At 61.7% G+C, this 19228-nt stretch carries 19 protein-coding genes and 1 pseudogene; 10 read left to right on the top strand and 10 right to left on the bottom strand.

Annotated elements, in window-relative coordinates:
• Positions 1-10 precede the first annotated feature (10 nt).
• The gene (locus IQK56_RS14865; RefSeq protein ID WP_122306288.1) at positions 11-499 is read left to right on the top strand and encodes a phosphate-starvation-inducible protein PsiE; all 489 of its coding nucleotides are present in this window, start codon (positions 11-13) and stop codon (positions 497-499) included.
• Here the strand turns inward: IQK56_RS14865 and IQK56_RS14860 are convergent.
• The 3 genes from IQK56_RS14860 to IQK56_RS14850 all read right to left on the bottom strand — a co-directional run bounded on the left by IQK56_RS14860 (position 496) and on the right by IQK56_RS14850 (position 3791).
• Positions 496-810, bottom strand: coding sequence for a DUF3509 domain-containing protein (locus IQK56_RS14860; RefSeq protein WP_122306287.1), 315 nt, complete (start codon positions 808-810; stop codon positions 496-498). The two genes, IQK56_RS14865 and IQK56_RS14860, sit on opposite strands and share 4 nt — an antisense overlap.
• 254 nt (positions 811-1064) lie before the next feature.
• Positions 1065-2354, bottom strand: coding sequence for a serine/threonine transporter (locus IQK56_RS14855; RefSeq protein ID WP_150676710.1), 1290 nt, complete (start codon positions 2352-2354; stop codon positions 1065-1067).
• Between the two features lie 60 nt (positions 2355-2414).
• Positions 2415-3791 (bottom strand): L-serine ammonia-lyase, encoded by a 1377-nt coding sequence (locus IQK56_RS14850; protein ID WP_193861721.1) that lies wholly within the window; start codon positions 3789-3791, stop codon positions 2415-2417.
• 137 nt (positions 3792-3928) lie between these two features.
• Between IQK56_RS14850 and IQK56_RS14845 the strand changes: the two genes are divergently transcribed.
• Positions 3929-4876 carry a LysR substrate-binding domain-containing protein gene (locus IQK56_RS14845; RefSeq protein ID WP_150760485.1) on the top strand — a complete coding sequence of 316 codons (948 nt, stop codon included), beginning with the start codon at positions 3929-3931 and terminating at the stop codon, positions 4874-4876.
• 212 nt (positions 4877-5088) lie between these two features.
• A complete protein-coding gene (locus IQK56_RS14840; protein ID WP_027604683.1) occupies positions 5089-5499 on the top strand; it encodes an HPF/RaiA family ribosome-associated protein in 411 nt (136 codons plus the stop codon).
• Between the two features lie 49 nt (positions 5500-5548).
• On the opposite strand, the gene IQK56_RS14835 is transcribed toward IQK56_RS14840, so the two are convergent.
• Positions 5549-7045 carry an MFS transporter gene (locus IQK56_RS14835; protein ID WP_193861720.1) on the bottom strand — a complete coding sequence of 499 codons (1497 nt, stop codon included), beginning with the start codon at positions 7043-7045 and terminating at the stop codon, positions 5549-5551.
• Between the two features lie 105 nt (positions 7046-7150).
• On the opposite strand from IQK56_RS14835, the gene IQK56_RS14830 reads away from it, so the two are divergent.
• The gene (locus IQK56_RS14830) at positions 7151-8023 is read left to right on the top strand and encodes a LysR family transcriptional regulator (RefSeq protein ID WP_150760487.1); all 873 of its coding nucleotides are present in this window, start codon (positions 7151-7153) and stop codon (positions 8021-8023) included.
• Here IQK56_RS14830 and fecA read toward each other — a convergent pair whose 3' ends face one another.
• The 3 genes from fecA to IQK56_RS14815 form a co-directional block, all read right to left on the bottom strand.
• The gene (gene fecA, locus IQK56_RS14825) at positions 8024-10363 is read right to left on the bottom strand and encodes a TonB-dependent Fe(3+) dicitrate receptor FecA (protein ID WP_193861719.1); all 2340 of its coding nucleotides are present in this window, start codon (positions 10361-10363) and stop codon (positions 8024-8026) included.
• 91 nt (positions 10364-10454) lie between these two features.
• The gene (locus IQK56_RS14820) at positions 10455-11396 is read right to left on the bottom strand and encodes a FecR domain-containing protein (protein WP_193861718.1); all 942 of its coding nucleotides are present in this window, start codon (positions 11394-11396) and stop codon (positions 10455-10457) included.
• Positions 11393-11881 carry a sigma-70 family RNA polymerase sigma factor gene (locus IQK56_RS14815; RefSeq protein ID WP_112193609.1) on the bottom strand — a complete coding sequence of 163 codons (489 nt, stop codon included), beginning with the start codon at positions 11879-11881 and terminating at the stop codon, positions 11393-11395. The genes IQK56_RS14820 and IQK56_RS14815 overlap by 4 nt, the downstream gene beginning before the upstream one ends.
• A 170-nt stretch (positions 11882-12051) precedes the next feature.
• Between IQK56_RS14815 and IQK56_RS14810 the strand changes: the two genes are divergently transcribed.
• The 5 genes and pseudogenes from IQK56_RS14810 to IQK56_RS14790 all read left to right on the top strand — a co-directional run bounded on the left by IQK56_RS14810 (position 12052) and on the right by IQK56_RS14790 (position 15813).
• A complete protein-coding gene (locus IQK56_RS14810) occupies positions 12052-12354 on the top strand; it encodes a DUF3649 domain-containing protein (RefSeq protein WP_122306279.1) in 303 nt (100 codons plus the stop codon).
• Positions 12351-13924 (top strand): annotated as a pseudogene (locus IQK56_RS14805) (PepSY-associated TM helix domain-containing protein). Before IQK56_RS14810 ends, IQK56_RS14805 begins: the two are co-directional and overlap by 4 nt.
• A complete protein-coding gene (locus IQK56_RS14800; RefSeq protein WP_150676717.1) occupies positions 13925-14251 on the top strand; it encodes a DUF3325 domain-containing protein in 327 nt (108 codons plus the stop codon).
• A gap of 9 nt (positions 14252-14260) precedes the next feature.
• Positions 14261-14839 (top strand): RNA polymerase sigma factor, encoded by a 579-nt coding sequence (locus IQK56_RS14795; RefSeq protein ID WP_193861717.1) that lies wholly within the window; start codon positions 14261-14263, stop codon positions 14837-14839.
• Entirely contained in the window at positions 14836-15813 is a 978-nt protein-coding gene (locus tag IQK56_RS14790) for a FecR domain-containing protein (RefSeq protein WP_193861716.1), read from the top strand. Before IQK56_RS14795 ends, IQK56_RS14790 begins: the two co-directional genes overlap by 4 nt.
• Here IQK56_RS14790 and IQK56_RS14785 read toward each other — a convergent pair whose 3' ends face one another.
• The gene (locus IQK56_RS14785; RefSeq protein ID WP_193861715.1) at positions 15814-16164 is read right to left on the bottom strand and encodes a glutaredoxin family protein; all 351 of its coding nucleotides are present in this window, start codon (positions 16162-16164) and stop codon (positions 15814-15816) included.
• Positions 16164-17168 (bottom strand): nucleoid-associated protein YejK, encoded by a 1005-nt coding sequence (gene yejK / locus IQK56_RS14780; RefSeq protein ID WP_122309935.1) that lies wholly within the window; start codon positions 17166-17168, stop codon positions 16164-16166. The genes IQK56_RS14785 and yejK overlap by 1 nt, the downstream gene beginning before the upstream one ends.
• A gap of 397 nt (positions 17169-17565) precedes the next feature.
• Here yejK and IQK56_RS14775 point away from each other — a divergent pair, with 397 nt between their 5' ends.
• The gene (locus IQK56_RS14775; RefSeq protein ID WP_099584997.1) at positions 17566-17847 is read left to right on the top strand and encodes an HU family DNA-binding protein; all 282 of its coding nucleotides are present in this window, start codon (positions 17566-17568) and stop codon (positions 17845-17847) included.
• A gap of 117 nt (positions 17848-17964) precedes the next feature.
• On the opposite strand, the gene rlmF is transcribed toward IQK56_RS14775, so the two are convergent.
• A complete protein-coding gene (gene rlmF / locus IQK56_RS14770) occupies positions 17965-18984 on the bottom strand; it encodes a 23S rRNA (adenine(1618)-N(6))-methyltransferase RlmF (RefSeq protein WP_193861714.1) in 1020 nt (339 codons plus the stop codon).
• Positions 18985-19228 lie beyond the last annotated feature (244 nt).

The following is a 19228-nucleotide window of genomic DNA, read 5'->3' as shown; positions in this document are numbered from 1 at the left end:
AAGTACCCTCGTGAAAATCAACTGGGCCGAAAAGCTGCGTCTGCAAGTCCATGGGCTGGCTGAGTCGCTGGGCAATCTGTTCGTGGAGTCGTTCCACTACCTGGCGTTGTTCGCCATTGGTGCGGTCACCGCCTGGGCGGCGGTGATGGAATTTCTGGGGATGCTGGAGAACGGACACATCAAGATCGATGACATCTTGCTGCTGTTCATCTACCTGGAATTGGGCGCCATGGTCGGGATTTACTTCAAGACCAACCACATGCCCGTGCGCTTCCTGATCTACGTGGCGATCACTGCGCTGACCCGTCTGTTGATCTCCAACGTGTCCCATCACAACCCGCCGGACGTAGGCATCATCTACCTGTGCGGTGGGATTTTGCTGTTGGCGTTCGCGATTCTGGTGGTGCGCTACGCCTCGTCGGCGTTCCCGTCGGTGAAGGTCGAAGGCCCGCGCCGCAAGGGCCAGGCGAGCCTTGAAACCGAGAAAGGCGAGCTTTAAAGCCCGACGCTGAAGGGCAGGGTACGGGTGGGCGGTCGCTGCAGCAATTGGTGATCGCCATCTGTCATCACCGCCAGGATCTCCATGGCGCTGTGGCCCTGCTCGATGGCGATGCCGAACTGGATGCTCTGCACCAGGCGTTTGAGCCGTTGCGGGTCGTTGCGTTGTGCGGCGCTGATCATGCGTTTGGCAACCACGCCATCCTCATTCGAGAGGGTGAGCATGATGCTGCCGTCCAGCCGTTGGATACTCAGGTTGACCCGATAGGTTGGGGTAAAGGTGTCGGTGATGATCTGAAAAGGATTGTCCATGGTGCGTTACCGCCTGATAAGAACATGCAGTCATTGACGACCGGTATCGGGATTAGTTCGCGTCTCCTGACCACCGGCCAAAGTCCGTTTCCCTCAGAAGCTGTACAGCAAGGGGCGTGCCGTACACGCAATGTGAGAGGGGGCTTGCCCCCGATAGCGGTGTGTCAGCCAATAGATGCTCGGCTGAAAGACCGCCGTCGGGGGCAAGCCCCTCCCACATTTGATTTCGGTTGTGCTTGAGTCCGTGGGCTATTTCAGGGCAGCACGGAGAAAACGATCGCAGACAGCGCAATCAAGCCGATCACCACCACAAACACGTTCGACACCTGGCCCGAATACTGGCGCAGGGATGGCACGCGTCGGATCGCGTACATCGGCATCAGGAACAGCAGGCACGCGATGATCGGCCCGCCCAGGGTCTCGATCATGCCCAGGATGCTTGGGTTAAAGGTGGCCACGGCCCAGCAGGTCAGCACCATGAACAGTGCGGTGCAGCGCTCCAGCCACTTGGCCGACATGGAGCGGTTACGCCCGCGCAGGGATTTGACGATCAAGCCCTGGAAGCCTTCGCTGGCGCCGATGTAGTGGCCGAGGAAAGATTTGGTGATGGCCACCAGTGCAATCAGTGGCGCGGCGTAGGCAATCACCGGCGTCTGAAAGTGGTTCGCCAGGTACGACAGGATCGAAATGTTCTGGGCCTTGGCCGCGGCCAGGTCCGCCGGCGACAGTGCCAGTACGCAACTGAAGCAGAAGAACATCACCGTCAGCACCATCATGCCGTGGGCGGTGGCGAGGATGCCGCTGCTTTTGCGCTCGGCCTGCGGGCCGTACACGCGTTTCTGGTCGACGGCGAACGCGGAGATGATCGGCGAGTGGTTGAACGAGAACACCATCACCGGGATCGCCAGCCACAGGGTCTTGAAGAAAATTGGCAGCGGCATGCCTTCGCTGGCGGAGGCGAAAAATGCGCCGTTCCAGTTGGGGATCAGACTCAATGCCAGTAACAGCAGGGCGGCGACGAACGGGTACACCAGCACGCTCATGGCCTTGACGATCACGCCCTGGCCGCAGCGCACGATGGCCATCAAACCGAGGATCAGCACCAGCGACAGGATTGCCCGTGGCGGCGGCGTCATGTGCAACTGGTGCTCCATGAAACTGCCCAGGGTATTGGTCAGTGCCACGCTGTACACCAGCAGAATCGGGAAGATCGCAAAGAAGTACAGCAAGGTAATCAGCTTGCCTGCGCCGACGCCGAAGTGTTCTTCGACCACCTCCGTGATGTCGCCGGATTTGCCTGACAGCACAAAGCGCGTCAGCCCTCGGTGGGCGAAGAAGGTCATCGGGAAGGCCAGCAGCGCCAGCACGATCAGCGGCCAGAAACCGCCGACGCCGGCGTTGATCGGCAGGAACAGGGTGCCCGCGCCGATGGCGGTGCCGTAGAGGCCAAGCATCCAGGTGGTGTCGTGTTTGGTCCAGCCGGTGGTTACGGTGTTTTCTACTTCAACAGGATTTTCGGCAGCAGGTGTACGTACATCGGTCATCGTTATTGCCTCGTTATTATTTTTGCGCGGGCTCACGTTGGGGCGGTCAGGGGGTGCTCCTCAGCACTCCACCCAGCTCACGGCCAGGCCGCCCCGTGAAGTTTCTTTGTATTTGTCATGCATATCGGCGCCGGTATCGCGCATGGTGCGGATCACACGGTCGAGGGAAATGAAGTGTTTGCCATCGCCGCGCAGGGCCATTTGCGTGGCGTTGATGGCCTTGACCGCCGCGATGGCGTTGCGCTCGATGCACGGCACTTGCACCAGGCCGCCGACCGGGTCGCAGGTCAGGCCGAGGTTGTGTTCCAGGCCGATTTCGGCGGCGTTTTCCAGTTGCTCGGGCGTGGCGCCGAGGATGTCGGCAAGGCCAGCGGCGGCCATGGCGCAGGCCGAGCCGACTTCGCCCTGGCAGCCGACTTCGGCGCCGGAGATCGAGGCGTTTTTCTTACACAGGATGCCGACGGCGGCGGCGGCCAGGAAGAAATTGACCACATCGTCGTCGCACGCGTCGGCGTTGAACTTCATGTAGTAATGCAGCACCGCCGGGATGATCCCCGCCGCGCCGTTGGTGGGTGCAGTGACCATGCGCCCGCCGGCGGCGTTCTCTTCGTTGACGGCCAAGGCGAACAGGTTGACCCATTCCATGGCCGACAAGGTCGAGGTGATCACATTGGGTTTGCCGATTTCCAACAGGCTGCGGTGCAGTTTCGCTGCACGCCGTGGCACATCCAGGCCACCAGGCAAGATGCCTTCATCGCGCAGGCCTTGCTCCACGCATTCGCGCATCACCGACCAGATATGCAGCAGGCCGCTGCGGATTTCTTCGTCGCTGCGCCACGCGCGTTCATTGGCCATCATCAGTTCGCAGACGCGCAGGCCGTGCTTGTTGCACAAGGCCAGCAGTTCGACGGCGCTGGAAAAGTCGTAGGGCAACTGCACATCGCTGGTCGGCGCGATGTCTGACTCCGCCTCAGCCGCTTCGATGATGAAACCGCCGCCCACCGAGTAGTACGTTTGCTCGCTGAGCAGGCCACTGTCGCCATAGGCGTGCAGGGACATGGCGTTGGGGTGGTAGGGCAGGCTTTCGTCGAGTAGCAGGAGATCGGTGCGCCAGTTGAAGGCAATGTCCTGGGTGCCGGCCAGCAATAAGCGGCCGGATTCGCGCAGTTGCTGGATACGTGTGTTGATCGAGGTGGGATCGACACGGTCCGGCCATTCGCCCATCAGCCCCATCACGCAGGCGCGGTCGGTGGCATGGCCGACGCCGGTGGCGGACAGCGAACCGTACAGACGCACTTCCACCCGTCGGGTTTCAGTGAGCAATTGCTGGTCGCTGAGGGCTTGGGCGAAGGTTGCCGCTGCCCGCATGGGGCCGACGGTATGGGAGCTGGACGGGCCGATACCGACCTTGAATAGATCAAAAACACTGATAGCCATGCTAAACCCTTACAAGCAATGGAGTAGGAATCGCTGCCATGTTTTGTAGGACGAGCGCAATTGGCGCGATACTGAGCCTCTGGATCGGCACTGACCAACGAATTATCCTAAGACACCCTTTAGCAGGACTAAACCCTATGGCTCGCCCTCTCCATGGTCAGACTTACGTCTGGCTGCACGTGTTTGCCTGCGCGGCGCGGCATCTGTCGTTTACCCGTTGTGCCGAGGAACTGCACATCACGCCGGGGGCGGTGAGCCAGCAAATCCGTCAGCTGGAGGAGCGTTTGGGCTTTCGGCTGTTCCATCGACGGGCGCGGGGAGTGGAACTGAGTGCCGAGGGCCAGCGATTGGCGGCCACGGTGGGGGAGGCTTACGGCAGCATTGATGCCGAATTGCAGCGGCTGGATGCAGGGATGATCAGCGGTACGTTGCGCCTGCGCTCGATTCCGTCGTTCCTGGGCAAGTGGCTGACGCCGCGTTTGCCGCGCTTGCAGCAACGCTTTCCGGACATCCAGTTGCGCATGGTCGCCGAGGACAGCAGCATTGCCCTGCATGAGGGCGACTTCGACCTGGCCATCGACCTGAACGACGGCAGCTACCCAGGCTTGTTATCCACAGCCCTGCTGGATGAGCAGATATTCCCGGTGTGCGCCCCCAGCCTGCTGCGCGGCCGCCCGCCGTTGCATGGCCCGGCCGACCTGGTGCATTTCCCTTTGCTGCACGACATTACCGCTTGGCGTGGGAGTTATGAGTACGCCGAGTGGGAGTTTTACCTGAACGCTATCGGCTACCACGACGCCGATGTTCGCCGTGGTCATACCTTCAACCGCAACCACTTGACCATCGAAGCCGCCATCGCCGGCATGGGCGTGGCCATTGCACGGCGTACCTTGCTTAACGATGAGCTGGAGCGCGGCACCTTGATCGTGCCGTTCGGCCTGGCGGTGCCCAACCACAAACGCTACGTGTTGCTGTACGCACCGGGTGCGCTGAGCCATCCGGGCGTGCGGGCGGTGCATGACTGGCTGGTGGAGGAAGCGGGGATTTTTCGCGGATTGCACCCGTTGGGAGACGGGCAATTGTGATGTTTACAGAGCGTAAGAAGATGTAACTAACTCCCCACCCTAACAGCGTTTTTGCTCGTCGTCAGGCTTAATTTGTAATGTGGGATTTATCTTTGCAAAGGGGTTGAATTGTTTCTCTGGCTGCTCAATTGTGTAATCAAGAGGTCATGGTTTCACCACCCCGGTGTCGCAGTTGTGACCTCTCGCGAGCTAGCTGAAATAAGGGAAGAACTATGCAAATCCAAGTCAATAGCGATAACCATATTGAAAGCAGCATCCGACTGGAGGAGTGGGTACGTACTACCATTGAGAGCACGCTCGAACGTTATGAAGAAGACCTGACCCGCGTTGAGGTCTACCTGCGGGATGAGAACGGCGACAAACCTGGTCCCCACGATTTGAGTTGCCGCCTGGAAGCGCGGCCAAAAGGTCACCAGCCACTGTCGGTGTCCGCCAAGGGCGATACCCTGGAACAGGCGATCGACAGCGCGGCCACCAAACTGGACCACGCGTTGGAACATCTGTTTGGCCGACTGCAAGGCAAGCCACGCGCTGCCGCGAAAAACCAGCCAATCAACAAAGTGAATGAAGACGCACTGGAACAGGAATTCCTGGAAAACGAAAACGCTGTGATCAACGGCTGACCGATTTTTCATCCCCTACAAACGCCTGCATTTGCAGGCCCGTTTTCGTTTAGCTGCGTCGGAAAAAATACCGGCTTAGCAGTGCCAGTCCGCCAGCCCCCAACCCCGCGAACAGCATCGCCCAACCGGCGCCGTGGCGCAGTGCCGCCTGGGCATCGTTGAACGTCAGTCCTGGCGATTGCAACTTGCCCGCTGCAATGCCCTGACTGATGGCTGGCCATTCCAATGCAGTGCTGGCCGGCATCACCTCTGCCAGTTGATGGCTGATGCCCAGCAACACCACCAAGCCCATCAGCGCGATATTGATTGCCAGGGTAATCAGCCTCGCGCTGAGGTCGATCCCCGACGCCATGCCAGCGCGGTCGGCCGATACCGAGCCTGTGGTGGTATTGGTGGTGGGCGAGTTGGTCAGCGCCAGGCCCACGCCGGCCATTACGCAGCTGGCCAATATCAGCCCGATACTCGGGTGTTCGGCGATGTTGGCGGCGGCCATGGCCAGAAACCCCATGCCCATCAGGCCCAGGCCCAAAGGGATGATGCGTTCGGCGCCGTAGCGCAGGGCCAGGCGTTCGGCCAGCGGCGGCACCAGCAGGGTCGGCAAGGTATAGGCAAGCAGGGCCGCGCCGGTGGTCAGCGTGTCGTAACCCAGGCCGGCCTGGAAGTACAACGGCAGGTAGATCATGAAGGGCCAGAAGCTGAAGTTCATGCCAATCGAGCCCATCAATGCGCCATTGAAACGCTGGATGCGAAACACCGCGAAGTCGAACATCGGGTGCGCGCTGCGCCGTTCGATCACGATAAACAACAGCAATGCAGCCAGCGACACCCCCGCCCAACCCGGTGCAAAGCCATTTTCGCTGCCTTGGGTGATGAAGTAGACCAGCGCAAACACCGCGAGCGTCAGCGTCAGCATGCCGGCGATATCGAGGCGATGCGCGGCCGGGTCGCGGGATTCTTCTACGCTGATGCGCAGCAGCAGCAACGTGAACAACGTCAGTGGCACATGCACGAGGAACACCCAGCGCCAATCCGCCACGGCCAGGATCAACGCACCGACCATTGGCCCGAAGCCCAGGCCCACGCCGGCAATCACGCCCCATATGGCAAAGGCCCGCGCCCGCGCTGCCGGTTCACGGAACAGGTGCGACAGGATGGCGAACTGGCAAATCATCATTGCCCCACCGCCGATGCCCTGGGCAAACCGCGCCACAATCAGCGTGGCAGCGCTGTCCGCCAGCCCACACGCCAGCGAGGCCAGGGCAAATACCCACAGGCACAGCACCAGCATGCGCCGACGGCCAAAGCGGTCAGCCAAGGTGCCTGCCGCCATCAGCACGCTGGTGCAGGCCAGGGTGTAGGCGTTCATGATCCATTGGGCGTCCTGGAAACCGCTGCCCAGTTGCTGTTCCAAGGTGGGCAGGATGATCGGTACGCTGGATATTTCCAGGCCGAACATCAGCGCCACCAGGCACACGGCGGTGAGGGCCAGGTTGTTTCTGGCATGGCTGGGCGTTCTGACGGCCGATAAGGTGGCGGCGGGTGGCATGGGATTCTCCTGTGGATAAACGACGGACTTATTCTCAGGGGAATCCATTTCTTTATTCGTGATAAGTTTTCTTTGGATAAGGGACTTAAGGGCGACAATTACCGCATGGCCACACCACGATTTGATGGCGTTGAACTCTTTTTGCAGATCGTCGAAAGCGGCAACCTGACCGAGGCCGCCGAACGGCTCAATCTCACACGCTCGGCGGTGGGCAAGGGGTTGGCGCGGCTGGAAGCGCGGCTTGGTACGTGCCTGTTGCAGCGTTCGACCCGCCGCCAACGGCTTACCGAAGACGGTCAGGCCTACTACGAACATTGCCTGCGTGCGCTGGCGGAACTGGAGGCCGCCGAATCGGTGCTGGAAAGTGGCCGCCAACAACCACGCGGGCGCTTGAGGGTGAGCTTGCCGCTGGCGTTCGGGCATCACTACGCGGCGCCCGCCCTGTGGGGCTTGATGGCGCGTTATCCAGAACTGGAGATCGAGATCTGCTTCGCCGACCGGCTGGTGGATCTGGCCCAGGAAGGCTTCGACGTGGCCGTGCGAATCGGCCCGCTGCCCGACACCGATCGCTTGAGCGCGCGACGCCTGGGTGAACAGTCCGTGTGCCTGGCGGCTGCACCGACGTATTTGCAGCGTGTGGGGCCAATTGCATCCATCGACGACCTCGCCGGCCACCGAGGCATCGCCTACCGCTGCAACACCCCACACCGTTCCCGCGTGGTCTCCCCGCTGCTGATGGACGACCTCCAGGCCGTGGCCGACGCCGCTATCGCGGGCGTGGGCCTGGCCTGGTTGCCGAGTTGGCTGGTTGCGCACTATGTGCTGCGCGGACAACTGGAAGCCGTACTGCCCAGCTACCGCGAGCAGCCTTCACCGATCCATGTTATCTGGCCCACGGCGACCCATATGCCGGCCAAGACGCGCTGTGCCATCGACGCCTTGGTGGCCGGCACGCCGTCGTGCCTGGCGGGCAGTTGATCAGAACGCGATAGACGTCTGCACATACACCGTACGCGGCTCACCCACGTATTTGCCCTTGTTGTTGTCGTCGAATGAGCGGGTGAAGTACTGGGTGTTGAAGATGTTCTTCACCCCCACCGCCACATTCAGATCCGACAATTGCGGGCCGAAATCGTACCCCGCACGGCTGCTGAACAGCATGTAGCCGGGGATGCGGCCGTTGGCACCGTTGGCGCTTTCGGCCTGGGTGTTGGCGTTGTCGGCGAATTGGCTGCTCTGGTAGCTGCTGTCCAGGTTGAGCTTCCAGCGGCCTTCGGTGTAGCCCACGCCGAGGGTGCCTTTGTGCTTGGAGGAGAAGGGCACGCGGTTGCCTTTGTTCGGGCCGTCTTCGCGGATGGTGGCGTCGACGTAGGCGTAGGTGGCGTACACATCGAAGCCTGCCAGCGCCGGGCTCAAGCCGTCGAGGGCATAGTTGACGCTGGTCTCGATACCCTGGTGGCGGGTTTCACCACGGGCGATTACCGAGTCGTTGGTCTGGTTACTTTCATACTGGTTGTCGAAGTTGATCAGGAACGCGCCGATCTCTGCGCGCAAGGTGCCGTCGTCGTAGCGGGTGCCGAGTTCCCAGGTGCGGGCTTTTTCCGGTTTGACTTCACCGCTGGTGACGCGGTTGGGCATCTGGCTGTATTGCACACTGCCGAACGAACCTTCGGTATTGGCGTATAGGTTCCAGCTGTCGGTGAGGTGATAGAGCACGTTCAACGCCGGCAGCGCGGTGTTGTAGTCACCCTTGTATTTGACGTTGGTCAGGTTGTTGCTCTGCTGGGACTCGATCATCTCGTAGCGAATGCCCGGGGTGATCGTCCACTTGCCGATATCAATCCGGTCATCGACGAAGAAAGCATTGGCCTCGGTGCCACCACGGGTGTCGCGGTCGTTGCGGCTGTCGGTGCTGGGGATTTGCTGGTTGTTGGCCGAAATCGGCGTGCGGTAGCGCAGTTCGTGGCCAGCTTCGTTGATGTAGCGGTAGCCGACGCCCACTTCATGGCTGGTCGGGCCCAGGTCAAAACCTTGGGCGAAGCGGGTTTCCAGGCCGCGTACCCAATATTCGCGTGGCGACAGCGAAAGGAACGTGCCCTGGTCCAGGTAGCCGCTGCGCAGGGTCTTGGTGAAGAAAGTATTCGCGGTGAATTCGCGGCGATCCTGCTCGTAGCGGTAGCCGACGTTAAACATCGTACGGCGGCCCCAGAATTTGTCGTAGGGGCGGGTGGACTGGTACGGGTCGGCTTTGTAGTCCGCCACGTTCAAGCCGCCGGGCATGTCGGCCTGGCCTTCGTAGTACTGCGCCATGGCGTTGAAGCTGTTGGCGTCGTCGAGCTGGTACTTGCCCTTGAGGATCAAGTCGTCGATGCGCGTGTTGCTGTTTTCGCGCCAGTCGCCGCCTCGGGTGCCGGAATAAAGGATCGCGCCGCCCAGGCCGTTATCGGCCGTGCCGCCTGCCAGCAGGTTGCCGGTGGTCTTGAAGCCGTCGTGGCTGGAGGACGGGCTGGTTTCCGTCTGCAGGCCGCCTTTGACCGTGGGCGCATCCGGGATCGCGCGGGTCACGAAGTTGACCACGCCGCCAACGTTCTGCGGGCCGTAACGCACTGCGCCGCCTCCGCGTACCACGTCCACCGCGTCCATGTTGCCCATGCTGATCGGGGCGAAGGACAGCTGCGGCTGGCCGTACGGCGCGAAGGGCACCGGGATGCCGTCCATCAGCACGGTGGAGCGTGACGCCAGGCGCGGATTGAGGCCACGAATGCCGAAGTTCAGCGCCATGTCATGGCTGCCGGTGCCGTTGTTGTCCGGAGCGTTGACGCCGGGGATGCGGTTGAGCACGTCCTTGGCCTGGGTGGCGCCCTGGCGTTCGAATGCTTCGCGGCGGATCACGTCACGGGCGCCGGGGTGTTCGAACACGTTGGTTTGCGCCGCATCGCCGAGCCAGTCGCCGACCACGCTGGACGTCGCCAGCTCTACCGCAGCCGCTGCTTTTTCCGGTTGCAGGCTGAAGGCGTTGTCACCTTCAGGGCGGGCTTGCAGTCCGGTGCCCTCCAGCAGTTTTTGCAGGCCTTCGGCGGCGCTGTAATTGCCAGACAGCCCACGGCTCTGCATGCCCGCCGTGACTTCGGAACCGAAGGAAATCAACACGCCGGCTTCGCGACCGAACTGATTCAGGGCCGCTTCCAGCGACGTGGGGGCAATGTGATAAGGCTTGGCGTCGGCCGCCATCACAGAAGGCAATACCGCGAAACTGAGGCTGGCGCCCAGTAACAATTGGCGCAAGGTGCGGGCGATTAGGGTCGGCTGCTGGGGCATGAAGAGCGGTCCTGAGAAGGAAGGATCAAGGTGGCTTTCCTTCTCTGTCACGCGAGGGGTGGAAAACGGCTCACAGGTTTGGAAAATAATTTCAGGCGCGCGCCTGCACCGTCACCCAATAGCGGGTAAAACGCCGCACTTTGACCGGCAGGCTGACTTCCAGCAGCTCAAGAATGCGTTCGCTGTCGTCCAGCGGGTAGCTGCCGGAGATCAGCAAGTTGGCCACCTGCGGATCGCAATTGACCTGGCCGCGACGATAGCGGCCCAGTTCGCCGAGGAAATCCTCCAGGCGCATATGGGCGGCCACCAACATGCCGTCGGCCCAGGCGCCGCTGTTGACGTCAGTCGGGCGCGGGGTGTCCCAGCCTTTGCGGGTGAAGTTGACTTGATGCGCGGCCCCGACCGTCAACGGCAGGCCGCTGTAGGTGTTGGGCATCACCTCGACCTGGCCGTCGAGCACCGCCAGTTGGGTGTGGTCGTTGAACTGGCGAACATTCAGGCGCGCAGCCTGGCTGCTGAGCAGGCCCTGGCCGGTAAGGACGCGCAAGGGTGTGTTGCCGGCGCTGCCGCTCAGCATGATCTCGCCTTCGAGCAGGCGGATCAGCCGTTGCTGGCCGTCGAAATGCACATCCACCGCGCTGCCGGTGTTGAGCTGCAACTGGCTGCCGTCGGCCAGTTGCACTTTGCGTCGCTGGCCCACGGGGCTGCGGTAGTCGGCGGTCAGCGGCGGCAGGATATGTTGCTGGCGCAGGCTCCAGGCGGCGGCCGAGCCCGCGCCGAGGATCAGCAGCAGCTTGAGCGCCTGGCGCCGGCTGGTGGAGGTCGGCGCGTTCAACGCGGCATGGGCCAGGGGCGAGGGCATGCCGCGCAGGCGCTGGTTGACGCGCTGGATATGGTCCCAGGCGCGCTGGTGCTCACTGTGGGCGTTCAGCCAGCGCTGCCAGGCGGCTTGCTGGCGAGGATTGAGTGCGCCTTGCTGCATTTCCATCAGCCAGTGCACGGCCTGTTCGGCGACTTGCGTGGAAAAATTCATAGGGCAAAGTAGCAGCGCAGGGCCGCTTTATTCAGGTGGCGTTTGACGGTAGCGATGGAGATGCCCAGTTCAGCGCCAATCTGCGCGTAGGTCAGGCCATCGAGTTGGGCCAGCAGGAAGGCGCGTTTGACTTGGGTGGGCAGGCCGTCGAGCAGTTGGTCCAGTTCGACCAGGGTTTGCAGGATGATTGCGCGTTCTTCTTCCGACGGCGCCACGTGTTCGGGCATCTGCGCCAGGGCGTCGAGGTAGGCGCGCTCCAGGTCCTGGCGGCGGTAGAAGTTGAACAGCACGCGCTTGGCGATAGTGGTGAGAAACGCGCGCGGCTCGACCAGCGTGGGCGTTTCCCGTGCGGTGAGTACACGGATGAAGGTGTCCTGAGCCAGGTCGGCAGCACTTTCCGGGCAGCCGAGCTTGCGTCGCAACCAGCCGGTGAGCCAGTGGTGATGGTCGTTGTACAGAACTTCGACGGTGTTGGACGGGCTCAACGCAAACACTCCACAAGCATCGGCATGCTTCAGAGAACAAGAATTGTTCGCATTGTATGGCTCGTGACACCGTTCGGCAATCCGTCAGGGCAGGTGATTCATCCGTTCTGTTTTGCTTATGAGAATATTTATCATTAATATTGCGCGCTGATGAACCTGGCGCCTCCCGCATGAAAAGCAAAACCTCACTTCCCGCGCTGTATCGATTGGCTGTCACGTCCCGCGTGCTGGCCGCCGTGGTCGGTGGCTACCTCATGGCCTCGCTCGCCGCCATCTGCCTGGCGTTGTGGATGCCGACCTCTCGCGCCGATGCCGTGATCACCGGGATGATGAGTTCATTTGTGTTCTATCTGCTGGCCGTACTCTGGTGCTTCGCCTGCCGTACGGCATGGCGCGCCTGGTTTGGCGTGATGCTGCCCAGCGCCGCGTTTGCCACCCTGGCGGGTGTGGGCTTGTGGATGGCGCGCACATGAAAGAAGGATTTCGCCAAGCCATGGCCTGGCTGCACACCTGGGCGGGCTTGATTTTCGGCTGGCTGCTGTTTGCGATTTTCCTCACGGGCACCCTGTCTTACTTCAAAGATGAGATCAGCCACTGGATGCAGCCCGAGGTGCAGGCCCATCCCTTGGACGATGCGCGCAGCCTCAGCGTCGCGCAAAACTACCTGCAACACGTGGCACCCACGGCAGCGCGCTGGTTTATCGCCCTGCCGGACAGCCGCGACCCTGGCCTTTTGGTCATGTGGCAAGACAAGGTCGACCCCGGCCGGCGCGGCAATTTCATGCGCAAAACCCTCGACGCCGTCAGCGGCCAAGCGGTAGAGGCCCGCGAAAGCATGGGCGGGGATTTCTTCTACCGTTTCCACTTCCAGCTGCAAATGCCGCATCCCTGGGGCCGTTGGCTGTCCACCATCGCCGCGATGGTGATGTTCGTGGCGCTGATCACCGGCATCATCACCCACAAGAAAATCTTCAAGGACTTCTTCACCTTCCGCCCCCGCAAAGGCCAGCGCTCGTGGCTCGACGGGCATAACGCGGTGGGTGTGCTGGTGCTGCCATTCCACTTGATGATCACCTACAGCAGCCTGGTGATCTTTATGAGCATGGTGATGCCGGCGCCGATCATGGCCTCCTATGGCAACGACACCCGTGCGTTCTTCAACGAAATATTCCCCGCGACCAACAATGCGCCGGCGTCGGGCCAGCCGGGCGAACTGGCGCCGCTGCTGCCGATGTACGAGCAAGCGCGGGCGCACTGGGACGGCGGCCACGTGGGGCGCATCGGGGTGAACAACCCCAGTGATGTCAACGCGTCGGTCAATGTGTTCCGCGCAGGTTCCGACAGCGTGGTGCATGAATTCGACAGCATTGTGTCCTTCAACGGACACACCGGCGAACTGCTGCGCGCCAGCGACGGCAATCGTTGGTCGCCATTGTCGGCGGCAGCTTCTATGGCCTGCACATGGGCCATTTTGCCGGGCCGGTGCTGCGCTGGCTGTACTTTATCTGCGGCCTGGCGGGCACGGCGATGATCGGTACCGGGCTGGTGATCTGGCTCGGCAAGCGCCAGCTCAAGCATGCCAAGAGCGGTGTGATGCCCTTTGAGCTGCGACTCGTGGAAGTGCTCAACATCGCCAGCATGTCCGGGCTGCTGATCGCCATTGCGGCGTTCTTCTGGGCCAACCGTCTGCTGCCGGTGAGCTTCGCCGAACGCTCCGACTGGGAAGTGCAGGCGTTCTTTATCGCCTGGGGCCTGAGCCTGATGCACGCCGTTGTGCGTCGCGGCCGCCAAGGGTGGGTCGAGCAATTGAGCTTCGGTGCAATGTTGTTTGTCGCGGTACCCCTGCTCAACGCAATCACCACCGATCATCATTTGGGCGTGTCCCTGGCCAGTGGCGACTGGGCGATGGCCGGCTTCGACCTGACGTGCCTGGGCAGCGGCGTGTTCCTCGCCTGGGCCGCCTGGAAGATGCAGCACCGCACTGCAGCGCAACCCAAGGCTGAACGGACGCGTGCGCTCAACCTCAAGCAAGAGGCCAACTGAATGCTCCTCGCGCTGCTGATGTGCTATGCCGGGTTTACCGCACTGTGCCTGTCCACCGACCGGCATCACGGCGAACTGCTGCACAGCAAGCCCTCGCCCCGGCGACGCCTGGGGTTGCGTGTGGCCGGATGGTCGCTGCTTGCCGTTGCGCTCTGGCCCGCCGTGAGTGTGGCTGGTTGGGGTCAGGGATTGGTGCAGTGGTGCGCCGTATTGATGCTCAGCGCACTGTTGCTGGTGCTGCTGTTGCCGTATCGGCCAAGGCTGGCCCTGATCCTCGCGGGCGCCGGTCTGTTGGCCAGCCCCGTTGCGGCCTTCGCCACCCTCTGAGCCCTCGCCATGATGATCCGCACCCCACCCGAATCCCAGGACAGCCCACAGGCTGATGCGGCGGGTGGGCGTGCGCATTTTCTGCAGGTGTTTCTGTCCCAGCGTTCGCAGATGGAAGCCTTGGTGAGCCGCCGCGTCGGCTGCCGCGCCACGGCGGCCGACCTGGTGCAGGACCTGTTCCTGCGCTTCTGGCGCCGGCCGCTGGTGCAGGTCGAAGAGCTCAGCACCTACCTGCTGCGCTGCGCCGGCAATATCGCCATCGACCACTTGCGCAGCGAAGGCGCGCGGGTGCGCAGCAGCGAAGGCTGGTTGCCCGAGCAGCAGGACAACCAGGGCTGCGAACCCCAGGCCGCACTGGAGGCGGGCAACGATCTGCGCCATGTCGAAGCGGCCTTGCGCAGCCTGCCCGAACGCACGCGGCAGATTTTCCTGCTCAATCGCATCCATGGCCGCAAATACGCGGAAATCGCCAAGGCCATGGGGCTGTCCCAAAGTGCCGTGGAAAAACATATGATGCGTGCCCTCGAAGCCTGCAAGGCCAGCCTTCGCGACCCATTGCCCCCACGCACGCCAGGGAAAGCACCGTGAACGTCACCCCCACGCCCGACCAGGAACACGCCGCGCTGGCCTGGCTGAGCCTGTTGCACGACCAGCCCAGCAGCGGCGACCAGGCGACGTTCAGCCACTGGCTGCGCGCCGACCCCGCACACGTCGAGGCCTACGCCCAGGCCCAAGTGCTGTGGGAATTGAGCGAAGTGCCCGCACGCGCACTTGCCGAGGAAGACGCCCTGGCGTTGCAGGGCTATCTCAACGCGATGAACACCTCCAAACGTTCGCGTGTAGTGCGCTGGTCCGGCGCCCTGGCCATGGCTGCTTGCCTGCTGTTGATGGTGTCCATGGGCGCCGGTTGGCAGCCGTCTCGTTGGATCGACGACATTGGCGCCGATTACGTGACCGCGCCAGGGGAGGTGAAGACCATCACCCTGGCCGATCAATCCAAAGTCACCCTCGACGCCGACAGCGCGATTGCCGTGGATTTCAGCCAGGGCGAGCGGCATATCCAGTTGCGGCGTGGTGCCGGTTTTTTCAGCGTGACCCACACCGGCGAATCCTTTGTGGTGGAGGCGGGCAGCGGTGAAGCGCGGGTGCTTGGCACGCAATTCGAAGTGCGCCTGCAACCGGCGGGGGCGCAAGTGACGGTGTTGTCGGGGCGTGTCGGTGTGACCCCGTCGAAACAGGGCCCGCAGCAGATTTTGACGGCCGGCCAGCAAGTGGCCTACGCCGACGGCATTGCCGAGCCGATGCATGGGGTGGACAGCGAATCCCGCCTGGCCTGGCGCGACGGCTGGCTCAATTACTACAAGGCACCGCTGGCCGATGTCGTGAAGGATCTGGGGCGTTACTACCCCGGCCGCATCCTGTTGCTCAACGAAGAGCTGGGCGCCAAACGCGTCAGCGGCAGCTTCCCGAGCAAAGACCCGCAGGCAGTACTGAATGCGCTGCAGGCGGTGCTGGGGTTTGAGCAGCACAGCCTGTTGGGGCGGGTGATCGTGGTGCGCTGATTATTTCAGCGCGGCCATGATCGCGTCGTGATTGAAATCCCGGATCAACGTGCCATTCACCTGCACAAACGGAATCCCACCGCCGCCCAGCGCTTCATACGCCTTGCGCGCCTGGGCGTCCTTCTCGATGTCGAACGCCTGGTACGGAATGCCTTTCTGGTCCAGAAAGCGGCGGATCTGCTTGCAGTAACCACACCACTCGGTGGCATAGAGCACCACCCGCGCCGAAGTGCGGACCTGCTCTGAAACCACCTGCGAGGGGTTGAAGAGGCGCTCGATCTTGCCCCAGTTCTGGATCACGACAACCACCAGCAACACCAGCAGGACTTTTTTAAGGACCCCGCCGAGCATCAGTTGCGGCGCTTGAGCTGGTCGGTCAGTTGGGTGGGCAGGCCCTTGATGATCAAGGTGCCGGCGGCTTCGTCGTATTCGATCTTGTCGCCCAGCAGGTGCGCTTCAAAGCTGATGGACAAACCCTCGGCGCGCCCGGTGAAGCGGCGGAACTGGTTGAGGGTGCGCTTATCGGCCGGGATTTCCGGCGACAGGCCGTAGTCCTTGTTGCGGATGTGGTCGTAGAACGCTTTTGGCCGATCTTCATCGATCAGGCCGGACAATTCTTCCAGGCCCATGGGCTCGCCGAGCTTGGCCTGGCTGCTGGCGTAGTCCACCAGGGTCTTGGTTTTTTCGCGGGCGGACTCGTCCGGCAGGTCTTCGCTTTCGACGAAGTCACTGAAGGCCTTGAGCAGGGTGCGGGTCTCGCCCGGGCCGTCGACGCCTTCCTGGCAGCCAATAAAATCGCGGAAGTACTCCGAGACCTTCTTGCCATTCTTGCCCTTGATAAACGAGATGTACTGCTTGGACTGCTTGTTGTTCTGCCATTCGGAGACGTTGATCCGCGCCGCCAGGTGCAATTGACCCAGGTCCAGATGGCGCGACGGCGTCACATCCAACTCGTCGGTCACCGCCACGCCTTCACTGTGGTGCAACAGGGCGATGGCAAGGTAATCGGTCATGCCTTGCTGGTAATGGGCGAACAGCACGTGGCCGCCGGTGGAGAGGTTGGACTCCTCCATCAGCTTTTGCAGGTGCTCGACGGCGGTGCGGCTGAAGCTGGTGAAATCCTGGCCACCCTCGAAATATTCCTTCAACCAACCGCTGAACGGGTGCGCGCCGGACTCGGCATGGAAGAAACCCCAGGCCTTGCCTTGTTTGGCGTTGTAGCTCTCGTTGAGGTCGGCAAGCATGTTCTCGATGGCAGCGGATTCGGACAGCTCCGAGTCGCGGGCGTGGAGAACTGCGGGCGTGCCGTCGGGTTTTTTGTCGATCAGGTGGACGATGCAATGACGGATCGGCATGGGCTTCTCGGCTGGTTGAAGGGGAGCGGTTGGCCTCCCCGAAAAGTCGCCCAGTGTACCGCACCCATTGGTCAAGACACGCCTCGAAGGCGGTTTTGACCGCCGTCTGACATTGCATATGCCTTTTTTTCACGGTTTAGAGCGATAAAGCTGACCAAATGGGTAGGTAGAGGCGGATATTTCCCCGTCTCTGTGCTAGTTTTGCCCCGTCTTACGCCAAGTCTCGGCGTTAAGCGTGCATTCAGCATCTGTCAGGTCGAACCAATCCCCGTTTCAAGCATCTATAACCCCGTTCTCCGAGGTTATAAGCCTGGGGTGCCAGGCCTAGACGGTCGGGCTCGACGGCTGACACTGCACTCTGCAATCCATATGAATTTGATAGGGAAGGAACACCACAATGGCTATTACTAAAGACCAACTGATCGCTGACCTGGCTGAATCTGTAGACGCACCGAAAACTACCGTGCGCGCTCTGCTGGACCAACTGAGCCAAGTTGTTGCTGATCAGCTGGAAAACGGCGGCGAAATCACTCTGCCAGGCGTTGGCAAACTGAAAGTGACCGAGCGTCCAGCCCGTACTGGCCGTAACCCTTCGACTGGCGCTGCCATCGAAATCGCTGCCAAGAAAGTTATCAAGCTGGTTGTGGCCAAAGGCCTGACCGACGCTGTTAACAAGTAAGACGCAGCAAAAAAAACCGTGCTCCGGAGCGATCCGGGCACGGTTTTTTGTTGCCTGCGATTTACTGTGGCAGCCGGGTTGGTGTGGTAAGCGCGCAAGCGCCCTCGCCACAATGACTCAGTCGCGAACCCAGCGCTGGCGCCAGATCTGCTGCTCGTTCTTGGTCTGGAAGGTCCAGGCCACGAAACGGCTCTGCTTCTGGCCCTGGGACATTTCTACTACCTGGCTTTCCAGCACGCCGGCTTTTTTCAGGGCTGTCTCAATCGCGGGCAAGTTCGACGCTTTTGACACCAAGGTGCTGAACCACAGCACCTTGTGGGCAAAATTGGCGCTTTCGGCGATCAACTGCGTCACAAAGCGCGCTTCGCCGCCTTCACACCACAACTCGGCCGATTGGCCACCGAAGTTCAGTACCGGCAACTTGCGCTTGGGATCCGCCTTGCCCAGGGCGCGCCACTTGCGTTCGCTGCCCTTGGTGGCTTCGTCCATGGACGCATGGAACGGCGGGTTGCACATGGTCAGGTCAAAACGCTCGCCCGGCTCCAGCAGGCCCAACAGGATGTGCTTGGGGTTTGCTTGCTGGCGCAGCTGGATGACCTTGCTCAGGTCGTTGGACTGCACGATGGCCTTGGCGGCGGCCACGGCGATCGGGTCGACTTCCGAGCCAAGGAAGTTCCAGCGGTATTCCATGTAGCCAATCAGCGGGTAGACGCAGTTGGCGCCCATGCCGATATCCAGCACCTTGACGATCGAACCGCGTGGAATCTTGCCGTCGTTGACGCTGGCCAGCAGGTCGGCGAGGAAGTGCACGTAGTCCGCACGCCCAGGCACTGGCGGGCACAGGTAGTCCTGCGGAATATCCCAATGCTGGATGCCATAGAACGACTTGAGCAGCGCCCGGTTGAACACCCGCACCGCATCCGGGCTGGCAAAGTCGATGCTTTCCTTGCCGTAGGGGTTGATGATCACGAATTTCGCCAGTTCCGGCGTGGTCTTGATCAGCGCCGGGAAGTCGTAACGGCCTGTGTGGCGGTTACGCGGGTGCAGGGTAGCCTCTTTGCGGGGTACCACGGGCTTGGCCGGGGTAGCGGTTTTAGGCTTCTTGCGCGCAGGTTTTGGTGTGCTGGGGGCGGTCATGATGATTCTGGTGTTGGCTCAAAGTGGCGGCCATTGTCACACATCCTGAGGTGATCCCGGTCAAATGTGGGAGGGGCTTGCCCCCCGATGGCGGTGTACCAGCCAATTTGTAGGTTGCTGTACACACTGCTATCGGGGGCAAGCCCCCTCCCACATGGGGTGTATTGCCAGCCTGGCACCGGGGAATTTCGGGCAAAAAAAGAGACCCGAAGGTCTCTTTTTTCACGCGGTTCGAGCCTTACAG

It is taken from the genome of Pseudomonas cyclaminis (assembly GCF_015163715.1).
GTDB classification, from domain to species: Bacteria; Pseudomonadota; Gammaproteobacteria; order Pseudomonadales; family Pseudomonadaceae; genus Aquipseudomonas; species Aquipseudomonas cyclaminis.
Note: the sequence above shows the minus strand (reverse complement) of the source record. Positions and strands in the feature narration are given on the sequence as shown.

Excerpts from the sequence above, each read along its gene's own strand:
- IQK56_RS14860 (WP_122306287.1), bottom strand. The coding sequence starts at position 810 with ATGGACAATCCTTTTCAGATCATCACCGACACCTTTACCCCAACCTAT.
- IQK56_RS14855 (WP_150676710.1), bottom strand. The coding sequence starts at position 2,354 with ATGACCGATGTACGTACACCTGCTGCCGAAAATCCTGTTGAAGTAGAA.
- IQK56_RS14850 (WP_193861721.1), bottom strand. The coding sequence starts at position 3,791 with ATGGCTATCAGTGTTTTTGATCTATTCAAGGTCGGTATCGGCCCGTCC.
- IQK56_RS14845 (WP_150760485.1), top strand. The coding sequence starts at position 3,929 with ATGGCTCGCCCTCTCCATGGTCAGACTTACGTCTGGCTGCACGTGTTT.
- IQK56_RS14840 (WP_027604683.1), top strand. The coding sequence starts at position 5,089 with ATGCAAATCCAAGTCAATAGCGATAACCATATTGAAAGCAGCATCCGA.
- IQK56_RS14835 (WP_193861720.1), bottom strand. The coding sequence starts at position 7,045 with ATGCCACCCGCCGCCACCTTATCGGCCGTCAGAACGCCCAGCCATGCC.
- IQK56_RS14830 (WP_150760487.1), top strand. The coding sequence starts at position 7,151 with ATGGCCACACCACGATTTGATGGCGTTGAACTCTTTTTGCAGATCGTC.
- fecA (WP_193861719.1), bottom strand. The coding sequence starts at position 10,363 with ATGCCCCAGCAGCCGACCCTAATCGCCCGCACCTTGCGCCAATTGTTA.
- IQK56_RS14820 (WP_193861718.1), bottom strand. The coding sequence starts at position 11,396 with ATGAATTTTTCCACGCAAGTCGCCGAACAGGCCGTGCACTGGCTGATG.
- IQK56_RS14810 (WP_122306279.1), top strand. The coding sequence starts at position 12,052 with ATGAAAAGCAAAACCTCACTTCCCGCGCTGTATCGATTGGCTGTCACG.
- IQK56_RS14800 (WP_150676717.1), top strand. The coding sequence starts at position 13,925 with ATGCTCCTCGCGCTGCTGATGTGCTATGCCGGGTTTACCGCACTGTGC.
- IQK56_RS14795 (WP_193861717.1), top strand. The coding sequence starts at position 14,261 with ATGATGATCCGCACCCCACCCGAATCCCAGGACAGCCCACAGGCTGAT.
- IQK56_RS14785 (WP_193861715.1), bottom strand. The coding sequence starts at position 16,164 with ATGCTCGGCGGGGTCCTTAAAAAAGTCCTGCTGGTGTTGCTGGTGGTT.
- yejK (WP_122309935.1), bottom strand. The coding sequence starts at position 17,168 with ATGCCGATCCGTCATTGCATCGTCCACCTGATCGACAAAAAACCCGAC.
- IQK56_RS14775 (WP_099584997.1), top strand. The coding sequence starts at position 17,566 with ATGGCTATTACTAAAGACCAACTGATCGCTGACCTGGCTGAATCTGTA.
- rlmF (WP_193861714.1), bottom strand. The coding sequence starts at position 18,984 with ATGACCGCCCCCAGCACACCAAAACCTGCGCGCAAGAAGCCTAAAACC.